Source organism: Brevinematia bacterium, assembly GCA_039630355.1.
GTDB lineage: Bacteria > Spirochaetota > Brevinematia > DTOW01 > DTOW01 > SKYB106.
In genome coordinates this window covers 1-11,435 of record JBCNVF010000083.1, presented here as the reverse complement: position 1 = coordinate 11,435, position 11,435 = coordinate 1, and the positions used below count along the sequence as shown (strand labels likewise).

Annotated in this window: 3 protein-coding genes; all 3 read right to left on the bottom strand. The window is 37.9% G+C overall.

What is annotated here, in order from left to right; genetic code table 11:
• Positions 1–1,965 (bottom strand): NAD-dependent DNA ligase LigA (ligA, locus tag ABDH28_05665; GenBank protein MEN2998505.1); only part of this gene is annotated, 1,965 nt, incomplete at its 3' end.
• A gap of 342 nt (positions 1,966–2,307) precedes the next feature.
• Positions 2,308–3,627: a conjugal transfer protein TraF gene (gene traF, locus ABDH28_05660; GenBank protein ID MEN2998504.1), complete on the bottom strand. Its 1,320-nt coding sequence runs from the start codon at positions 3,625–3,627 to the stop codon at positions 2,308–2,310.
• 15 nt (positions 3,628–3,642) lie between these two features.
• Complete coding sequence (locus tag ABDH28_05655) at positions 3,643–11,280, bottom strand: FlgD immunoglobulin-like domain containing protein (GenBank protein ID MEN2998503.1); 7,638 nt, start codon at positions 11,278–11,280, stop codon at positions 3,643–3,645.
• Between the last annotated feature and the right edge of the window lie 155 nt (positions 11,281–11,435).

The window sequence follows — 11,435 nt, the reverse complement described above, 5'->3', positions numbered from 1 at the left end:
CAAAAACTCTTCTTCTGATATTATTCTAACTCCCAACTCCAAAGCCTTATTATACTTACTTCCAGGATTTTCCCCGAGTAGAAGAAAATCAGTTTTTGAAGAGACAGCTTCCGTTACTTTACACCCCAAAGCAGTAAGAATCCTCTTTATCTCATCCCTTGAGAAGTTTTTAAGAGTTCCTGTTACTACCACCGTTTTCCCAGAAATAGAAGTAAACCCTATCTGCTGATAAACTATTCTTACACCAGCATCTATCATCTTCCTAATAGTTCTGACATTGCTCTCATTAGCAAAAAAAGATACAATTGACTTAGCCACAACTTCACCTATACCCTCTACTTCTACCAATTCCTCATATTTCACACCCATAAGCCTATCAATAGGCTGAAATTTTTGTGCTAGTAACTTTGCTGTTTGTTCTCCCACATACCTTATCCCAAGAGAGGTTATAAACCTATCATACTCTATGGTTTTTGCGTTATCTATAGCTTTCTCAATCTTTAACGAATTCTTTTCCCCAACTCCCGCTAAGAAAAGTTTTTTAGCATTCAAAGTAAAAATATCAGCAATATCCTTTAAGTATCCCATTTCAAAAAGTTTTTCAATTATCTCATCACCAATACCTTGGATATCAAATCTACCCTTAGAGACAACATACCTAAGCTTCTCAATCACTTGCGCAGGACAGGAGTTATTCACACACCTATACGCAACTTCTCCTTCAAATCTCACTACCTCACTACCACATTCAGGACACCTAGAAGGAGGCAAAATTTTTCTCTCATCTCCTGTTCTCTCTTCTTTAATTACTTTTGCAACATAAGGTATGACATCACCTGCTCTTTCAACTATAACTCTATCTCCCACTCTCACATCAAGTCTCTCTATTTCATCAAAATTGTGCAACGAGACTCTAGAAATTGTTGCTCCTTTTATTCTCACAGGCTCAAGCTCAGCGACAGGAGTTATAACTCCCGTCCTTCCAACTTGGAAAACAACATTCCTCACCTTGCTCACTCCCTGCTCAGGCTTAAATTTCCAAGCAACTGCCCACCTTAAGTCCTTCCCAACACTTCCTAAAGCTTTGTGTAATTTCAAGTCATTTACTTTCACTACAATTCCATCTACATCAAAAGGAAAATCTGATCTACTTTTTTCTACCTGCTCGTAGTATCTCCTAATCTCTTCAAGGTTGGAAGAGAAAAACACCTCAGGAACCGAAAACTTCCAAGACTCAAGAAGCTTAATGTTCTCCAGCTGAGTTCTGGTTCCTAAGTCAAAATTAGACATAACATAATATGCATAGAAGTGAAGCCTTCTACTTCTTGTTACCTTAGGGTCAAGTTGTCTTAAAGAACCAGCAGAAGCGTTTCTAGGATTTGCAAAAACAGGTTCACCCATTCTCTCCTTCTCTTCATTAAGGCGCACAAAATCTTCCTTGAACATTATCACTTCACCATACACAGCTACTTCCTTATCAAAAGGTATTGAAAGCGGAACATTCCTTATCGTCCTAACATTAGGAGTCACATCCTCACCAAAAGTGCCATCACCCCTCGTAGAAGCAACATCTAAAACCCCATCCCTATACACTATCTCAACTGCAAGCCCATCAAACTTACATTCACAAACGAACTCTATTTCATCCCTAGAAGAAAGCTTTTTCACCCTCCTTACAAATTCTTCAAATTCCCCAAAATCCTTGACATTTCCCAAACTATACATTTGGAACAGATGTGGAACTTCTTTAAACTCTTTCGCTACCGTCCCTCCCACTCTCTGAGTAGGAGAATCCTTTGTAACAAGCTCGGGAAACTTTGCCTCTATTTCCACCAGTTCTCCAAAAAGCTTATCATACTCAGAATCAGAAATCTCAGGCTGATTCAAAACATAATACCTGTAGTTATGATACTCTATTAGCTCTCTTAACTCCTTTGCTCGTTTCCTTGCCTCCTCAAGCGTCATACACTAAATTATCTAACACAAACCCTAAAGTTATCAAAAAGAAGAATATCCCTTCAATAAACTCCAATTCCCATCAATAAATTCCAATTTCCGTTAGGTGAGCGATCAGAATTCCAAATTTTTCGCTTACTTACTTCTTTCAGTTCTCTTGTTGAAGAAGGTACTCACCCAGTCCCGTCAGGGACTGCGAGAGAAATAAAAGAAAAACTTTGCTTAACTACTCTCCTTAGTTCTAGATAGCAGTAGTCGTAAAAAACAAAACCCCCCACTCAAACTGTCCGATAAGTGGGGGGCTAGAGAACCCAAAACTAGGAGGTGGCTCTCCTACTATTTGAGAGTATACTACTTTCCTTTCTTCTTTGTGGGTTTCTTCTTTTCGTCAGTTGCTTCTTGAGGTTTTACTTCTTGAGGTTTTACTTCCTCGGTCTTTTGCTCAACCTGAGGTTTTACTTCTTCAACCGGTCCAATCACTTCTTCTTTCTTTTCCTGAGATTGAGAAGAAGGAGCTTCTACTCCCAATTCTTTCATCTGTTTCTTCCTCTTCTCTAACTCCTCCATAAACTGCAACTCTTTTATCTTCTCCTCTGTGTAGGCAAAAGCACTTCTTGGTAGCCTAAACCTGTATACCAAACTGAAAGAATGAGAAAGATCTCCAAAGGAAGCTAGAATACTTGGCATCAGTCCCATACTATAGTCTATGTTTACTTCATGTTCATCGGCAAAAACATAGGCAAAAGTCAGTCCAATACTTACATTCATAAACTCGTTAAGCCCAAATTCATATCCTGCTCTAAAGCCGATTATTTTATCCAAAAACCAAGTCTCAGCCCCGAGATGATAAGTTAAATCCAACTCCCTATTATCACCAGGCTCTCTTTCAGTCTGTGTGATTCCTGCTCCTACCATAACATCTTCAAAAACTCCAAAAAACGAGCCTACTATCCAATTCGCACCTGCCTTTATCTTTCTCGGCAATGTTGATTCATTACCCTCTATGATTGCAGTGTTAGGCTTTATTAAGTTCTGGATTGCGAAACCTAGCCTTATCGTATAGCTAAAGTCATAGGTAACTCCAACATCAACTCCAAAACCCCAAGCACTAAGTCTATCTCCCAAAAATGGATTTACTTGTGTATCAGGATTTGGCACAAGACCCAGGTTATAAAGGTTTAACTTAACACCAGCAGACATCCTAGCACCCTTAGATATAAAGTCATCTAGATTCTTTGCGTAAGCAAGACTTACTACTTGCTCATAATACAGATTCATAACATCAAACCTAGAATAGGAAAATCCTATTGATCCCTCTCTAAAGAAGTAAGGCACTTCTCCTCCAGCAATCATCCCAGCTAGATAATCCACACCGGCATAACCTCGGTTACAGAAAGGAATGACACCGTAGATACTGAACATACTCATCCCGCCATCATCAACGTAGGATATAGGCAACCCAAAATTCACTCTTGCTTCTATACTTTTCGTATTCGCCATAAGCGCAGGATTATACTCCAAACCATTAACCCCGTCAAATATACCAAACATCGCATTCCCAAAACCTTTAGCCCTCACACTTGTGCCTCTGTCAAGATACTCAAAGGCTCCCTCTGCACATATTCCCAAAGCTAAAAGACTTAAAACAACCAAAGCACCTACTCTCCTCATACAACCCTCCTAAATTTATTTTACAAGAATAATAGTTCCTCTATACCCAACTGTGCCTCCTGCTACCACTACATACAGATAGGCACCATTTCTTACATAAACCCCATCGTGATCCTTACCATCCCAATACACTTCACCTTGACCATAACTTCCATCTCCCTCTAAAACTCTAACCAGTCTACCAGAAACATCATATATCTTCACCTGATACTTGTCATAAGGTTTATCCAACTCGAAAGTTATCTTGAGCATACCATACTTATTATCAACGGTAGTATTCTTAACATTAGGCGTAAACGGATTAGGCGAAGCTTTAACATTCCTTACCACTCCTTCCTTCTTCACATTACCATCGCCCATAACAGCATAAACTCTATGCAAATACCTAGTCTTTATGTATACGAAATTATTCTGCATATCAACTTGGCCACCGATTCTTACCCACTCTCTAGTCGTATCTTTCCAATACCAAACACTTAGCTTACTTTCACTCCAACCTTGTGAAGAGATATAGTTTTCGTCATAATAGAACTTGAGTATAACATCACTCTTAAGTGGATTCTCAAATATATTCTCTCCCGGCACTGTTCTCATAATAACCTCATAAACCTTCATATCACTTAGGTTATTAAACGAACCAACTCCTTTTGAATTCATCACCCCACTCTGTTCTTCACCTGTTGCATTCCTTATTATTATATCAACCGAGAAATCATTTAGTAACGAACCAGGTGGCACAATTAGCATAGTCTTACCATCATCTAAAGAAACTGCACTTTGCTCCTCCCTAGCTTCAGTGCTAAACGGAGCATTGCTTAGAACAACCATACTAACATTAATAATAGTATTCGCAGGCACAACAACATTAGCTATCTTCATAAACCTATACTTTGAACTTGTAATCAGTATATCATAAGTTCCAGGTGGCACAAAATCTAGCCTATACCTACCTATCATTACATTGTTACTCACCCCTACGAAACTCAAAGAACTCAGGATATTCTCACCAAATATATTAGTAGCAATAGTATCACTACCGCTATATAAAACCCTAACACTTATATCACTATAGTGAGGCTTCACAAGACCTATAACCCTACCAAAATTAGCATAGAGTATCTTAAAAGCTGAAGTTTCAGTTGAAGGAATATTCACACTCTCGTATCTCTCACCACCATCATAGTAAACTTCAGCAGTAAGGTCATTCGTTGTGTTTATTATCTCCGGCTTTAGTGAAGAGTTATACACAACATCTATAAGTATATACTCACTTCTCCTCGTTGGAATTGACGTAAAGAGATACAACTCACCATTAGATACAACCCATGAACTAACATAGTTATTAGAACTACGAATGTTTACTATTGTGTAATTTGAGCTGTGATACGGAATTTTAACATTCAATATAGGATAACTATAGGAATTGTTAGCTAACCTCAAGATAATAGTATGATTTGTATCAATGGTATAAGCAATATCCGTAGGCTTTACTATGTTGTAATCAGCAGGGGTTTCTGGGAAATCAAAAAGCAATGTCAAAGTCTGCCCCATCGGTGGATCAATAAATTGTTCAACCCCCAACCCGTTATCATAGTAAACATTCAACCTTATATTCGTCTTATAGGAGTAGTAATTCTCAAAAACAAACCACCCTAAGTCACTCTGCTTTGACAACAGACCATCGTTTGTATAGTGTATGAAAACCACATTTGAAACATTAGAGATTACGGTATTACCCAAACTGTTGCTGATTGTTATGAAGTTAGTTATATCCTTTGGCATCACAACCTTAATGTAAGTAACGTTATTCATAGTATCACCAGTGTTGGTAAAAACAATTCTGACAAGATTAGTAGAAGGAACTCCTGAAACAGTGGAAAGTAATACATACTTATTGACCAAGCTAGCATATCCTTGAGCAGGTGGCATAACCAAGGATATATTACTTCCACTAGCTCCAATGTTCGGAACAACGTATCCAACTCCTTCATTAACATAAAACATTACACTCGTATTAGTAACACCCAAGTTAAACACATCCTGAGCCCGAACTGTAACCAAATCATAATCTCCCCTTCCAATACCATTACTATACGAGATGTAGACATTCGTAGCATTACTCACACTAGCAACAGCATCTGGTTTTGAACTACTAACATGTATAACATTAGTAAACGGCCATCTAAGAGAAATCCTAAAGTTTTTGATAACAGCATCACCAGAAACGTTATTCTCCACCTTAAACACTATCTCATTGGTTCTCAGGAATGTGCTTACAATAGGATTCAATATTTCAACAGTTGGGAGAGAGATAAATCTTATGGTAGTATCCAAAATACCTGTTGGAATAATTTCCGCATTCGTTACACCGTTATACGCCTTACCTGTTAACTCAAAAGAACTACCAACAGTGTTCGTATTTGAAACAGGTATCAGGATAGTATCAACATCATTGGCATGAAGACCACCATATAGCAAAGTAACGACTCCAGAGGAATACGATATATTCGTAGCATAAACACTACTAACCTCACCGACATTAAACCCTATTCTCAGTGCGGAAGGAATCGTTATATCCAGCCTATTGATTATATTATCTCCACTCCCACCGTTTGAAACCGTAAGCATTATAGTAGGCTTAGGATTAGAATAGTAAATATCTCTATACAATATCTTAACATAAGCATAAGGTGGACTTGAAATGTAGTAAACTACATTCGTTCCTCCAACTACCCTACCCTTCACAAACTTACCACCGCTTGTATCAAACTTTACCCGGAGACTGAACGAAACATTCGTATCACCTATAACCCAATTATCTCTTGCATGAACATAAATAATATCACTTGCACCAGCGGGTAACCCAGAAGAGTTGGTATACTCAACAATTATTCTATTTGTTAAAATCTTAACACTAGCATTGCCATAGGTATTACTCACAACCATATCGTTGGTTATAAGGACAAATGGATAAGAAATTGACAGCACCCTAGCATTATGTCCAGTATTACCAGCATTATCAACAAACATCCTATACGTGACAAATCCTGTCTCAAACGCAGAAACAATATTTGGCTCAATTCTGTAATTTGCTCTGTATGGCGGATTAGCTATACGATAGGTCAAATCACCACTAACTAGCTGACTAGCATCAGTGAAATACACATTACTAGGATAATTCGCAACCTGCACCACAAGATTAGAAGAGTAAATTATGTTGTTATCAATACTATCATACGCAGTGAAATATATAATATCTCTTTGCTTGGAAGGCAAGTTAGTATTGCTTATAAAGTAGTTTATAAATATCACATTACTAGCCGACAGATACTGTATTCTTGCAGGAATTCTATTGGAGATGATAACAACATTGGTAACTATATTTGGCAAATAAACCCTAACCCAGTACACATCATTATAACTTTCTCCGTAATTTGTAAGCTCAAGCTGTAAGTCAACCTCATCTAGGTCAAAATACACATCATTTGGTATAAGCTTACCGTAGACTCTTGAAGGCGGTAGCTTGACAAAAGTGGAATTACTACCACCCACCGGGTATGCAAAGTTATTGTTACTATATCCATCTCCATAGTCAACCCCAACATCCCACACAACATTAGTCTCTCCATAGTTAAAGTTATCAATAGCCGTAATCTGAATGGAATGCCTCTTACCACCTCTAAGCTTCTCACTAGCAAAGGTAACTATTATCAGCCTATTATTCGTATCAATAGTTATGTTGGGTATCACATTAAGATCAGAAGGAGTAGTGTTTATAACCGAGATATTACTAACGCCAAATATAGTAGGAACTACTACACCAACCCTATGTATCTCCTTGTTTCCAGCGCTGGTTCCATTGGATATTGTCAAAACCAAAGTATTCGTGTTGGTAGTAGTGTATATCACATAAGGAGTAAGATTAACCAAAGGTCTCTCAGAGATATAAAGTTTCCTATCATTTGTTGAGTAAATAACATTGGTTCCCTCTTCCCAACCATCAGAGGTGTAATCCTGTCCATTACTACCTATCACTATAAACTCTCCGTTAGTAGGCGAAGAGAAAGTGTTTGAGAACATTACCATTACCTCATCAACGAAACCTGCAGGTAAATTCGTTCCAACACTTACGTAGTTTATCGTGAAGTTACTTGGCGTAAGAACAACACCAGAAGTTCCAACTATACTAGAACTTACTCCTAGAATTCTATTTGTAAACACAGGCGGTACTAATACTCTTATCCTATACAACCTATTAGAACCAAATCCTGCGTTTGATAATATCAGCTTGATATTCACATTCGTTGGCGTAGTGGACGTATATACCACTTGCTGTTCAAACTTCGCACCAAGATAAACCCTCGGCATCTTGAAGTTTAAGGTCCAGCTACCATTGGTTATCTGCTGATAAGCTTTCTGATTAGAAGCCACAACTGTAAACTGTTTATTAGGCAAAGAAGTTTCAACAAAATCAACCATCTTAAAAGTTATTATATCCTCACCACCCGGTCTCAAATTCGTTTCATCATTCTGATAGTCAATAAACACATAGTTTCCAGAAGGAATGAACTTAGCACACAAAGCATCATTACTTATGACACTGCTATTAATATCAAACACATTAGTTGAAACATCCGTAGGTATGTTTATCCTAAGCCTATAGATTATGTTACTAGACCCAGTATTAGCACCTAGATTAGAAACCCTGACAAATATGACATTCGTAATTAGAGAAGAGTCTATATCGCTAAGCCCTATATAGGAGTTGGTATTGGTATTATACACCGATACCCAAGCTCTAACATCAGGCCACTCTATGTGCAAAATCTGTCTTTCTAAAGAAGATTTGTCTCTAGCATTAGTCTCACCTCTTGCGTTACTAACAAACGTCTGCAGAGTCAAAACCGTAGGCGTAAAGTAGTTAGTATTGCTCAGAGTTATTAGTATTCTGTCTTGATACGAAGGGTTCTCATATACAGACCTAAGACCAACCCCTTCATTATCATAATGCAGTATTATGTTATTGCCTGAAATTTCTATATTATTTGAATTCGTAAGCCAACTGAAACCAGGTATCAGAGAAACTCCCCTTATAACAAACCCACTAGGAACCCTTATCCTCGCCTTCCTTATATTGTTTCCAGAAGCACCAACATTAAAGATATGGTTAGTTACAGCAAAACTAACAACAGTTGTATCTATCTTGTTTGTGAAAATATATGCTTCTGCTTCAGGATCAGGAGGAGATATCAAAACTTTCCAAGAATTCGGATTGTATTCAAATCCCCGTTTCAATCCTTCAGTATTACCATTGTCAGCATAAACCACAAACTCCGCAATAACAGGAGGATCATCTACATTCCTTCTGTGAACTGTTGTAAAGTAAATGATATCATTACTTGAAGCTCTTAATGGTTTAGAAGAGTTGGTGTACTCTACGAATACTCCAAAGCCAAGACCAACTATATTGCTGGTAGATATCCTCGCTGGGAAAGAGTCAGAATTATTTGAAAACCCCCAAGCATGATTGGTTATATAATTAGTATCAAAAAGGATGAACAACTTTATAATATCATTCCCGATAGGACCACCATTTATCACATTATAAGCAAAAGTATTTGTCCTAACAGCATTATTTACCTTCGGTGGGAATATTGAAACAAGAGCCTGTGGAGATATAATCACCACCTCAGTCCTTTGACTTCTATACGTAGCATTAGTATTAGTTCCAGCCAAAAATACTGAAGTGCCAAATTTGTCGTATACCCATATAGGCCATACAAAATTAGATGTCCTCACTCCCACAGGCAAGTCAGGAGTTTGAGTAATATAAAACTCAAGTCTATCAAGACCATCTACCCCCGGTATAAAGCTACCATGACTCCTGTAATCTACTCTTATCCTGTTAGTTCCACCGTAATTTGTAAGGAATATATAGTTACTCGGAACTATCAAAGACTTAAACGCATTGCTAACCACAAACCCACTAGGTATTGCTATCTCAACTATACCTATATCTGGATTATTAGATATACCACTAGTAGAAAAGTTGTAAATAACACTATACACATAGTCCCCCTCATACATTGGCGTAGGTGAATAGGAAAGACCTGCAAAAATATAAGGTCTGTTATAAACCTTAACACTTAATCCAGCTCCAACCTCTCTAGCTTTCTTCCAACCAGTTGTAGCATACGCAATATCTGTACCTGTTCCCTGAATCTTGCTACAATCCACGTAAACACCAAATTTGTAATTTCCGTAAATATCTGGAACACTTGGAGCAACAAGCCTAAACGATACTCTTATAGTTCTATTAGGAGTAGAACTCCTAATGATGGCATTATCAGAAGCACTAGCCATTCTAAACCTTATAAGAAGTGAATTAGGATCACTCGGAAGAACCCTAACTAAAAACTGATTCGCAAGAGGCTCTCCAGAGAAAACCCTATTATTAGTATCAGCACCCGTTATGTAGTAAGTTTCAACCCACACCGCATTAGTATCCCAAGCTCCAAAACCCGCAGGCTTGACTATCTTTATCTCACCTACACCACTATCGTTTACAGTTATGTCATTTGAAATAACAACAGTATAAATGTTCGTAGCATTGATAACTGTCTCAGTAGGCTGTAATATATATGCAGTAGTGTTACTCGTAACAGTCCTGATGGTAAAATCATCCCAATAAGCTTCCTGAGATTCACTTACAAAAATCAAACTATCATGCCCAAACTCAACAACTATATTAGAATACCACCCCACTCCTGTCTCCCCTACCTTATACCAAGAACCAGCACTTGCATAAGGCTGAGGGTTAAAGTAAAACGAAACTTTACTACCATCGTGCGTCACCTTAATACCAAAAACACTAGTGTTAGCATAACTCGTTCCAGCATTACCACCATAGAAGTTCATATTAAGATAACCTAAATTATTATCCTGCATATTAACTCTAAGGCCTGAAAACGAAGCACTATTACCCCAGTTATCGTAGAAAACACCACTTGCTAAGTTAAAATGAATTCTACCACCCTTGTAGTAGCCCCATTCACTTACAGTAGTATTACCGGACTCCATCTCCTGATAAAGGAGCACAAAATTGTCATAGTTTTCCCATGTATTTGTCTTATAATTCTCCTCTGCTATCCAAATGTTAATAGCAGACCTGTGGTAAAGACGTTGGACCCTATGGTCACTTAAATTATCCACTCTAGACATCCTGTGAACAACTGTAAATCCAAATGGTGTCTCAGGAGTTGCTACTATCGTTCTTCCTATTTGAGAGTTACTAGCAGGTATGAACTTTATACTATTTCCTGCCCAGTAATTATTCAATGTTAACTGACAATTGTTAGCCCTACCATACACTATCAAGCTACTGTCAGAAACACCACTAGCAGTTCCAACAGTAAATGCAGAATACCAATTTTGGTAGTCATCATAATTTTGGTGGTTATTCGTAGTCATTGGGAATATTCCACTTCTACCTCTAACTGTATGCACTCTCCAACCATTGTTCGTTAGGCTTGTTAGCGTCCCGCTGAAATTTTCGTAATACGAATACGACTGTGCTCTCAATTCCTCAACCAAAGTTAATAATCCTAAAGATACTATCACAAAAACTAAAATCAAACCCAATACCTTCTTCATACTTCACCTCCTATTTAACTAAAACAATTGTTCCTGTATAAACCTTATCCTCCACCTTTACTCTATACAAATACACACCATTTCTCACAGGCTTTCCATCCATATCTGTCCCATCCCAACTTATCTCCCCACCTATATACCCTTCAGGGTCCTCC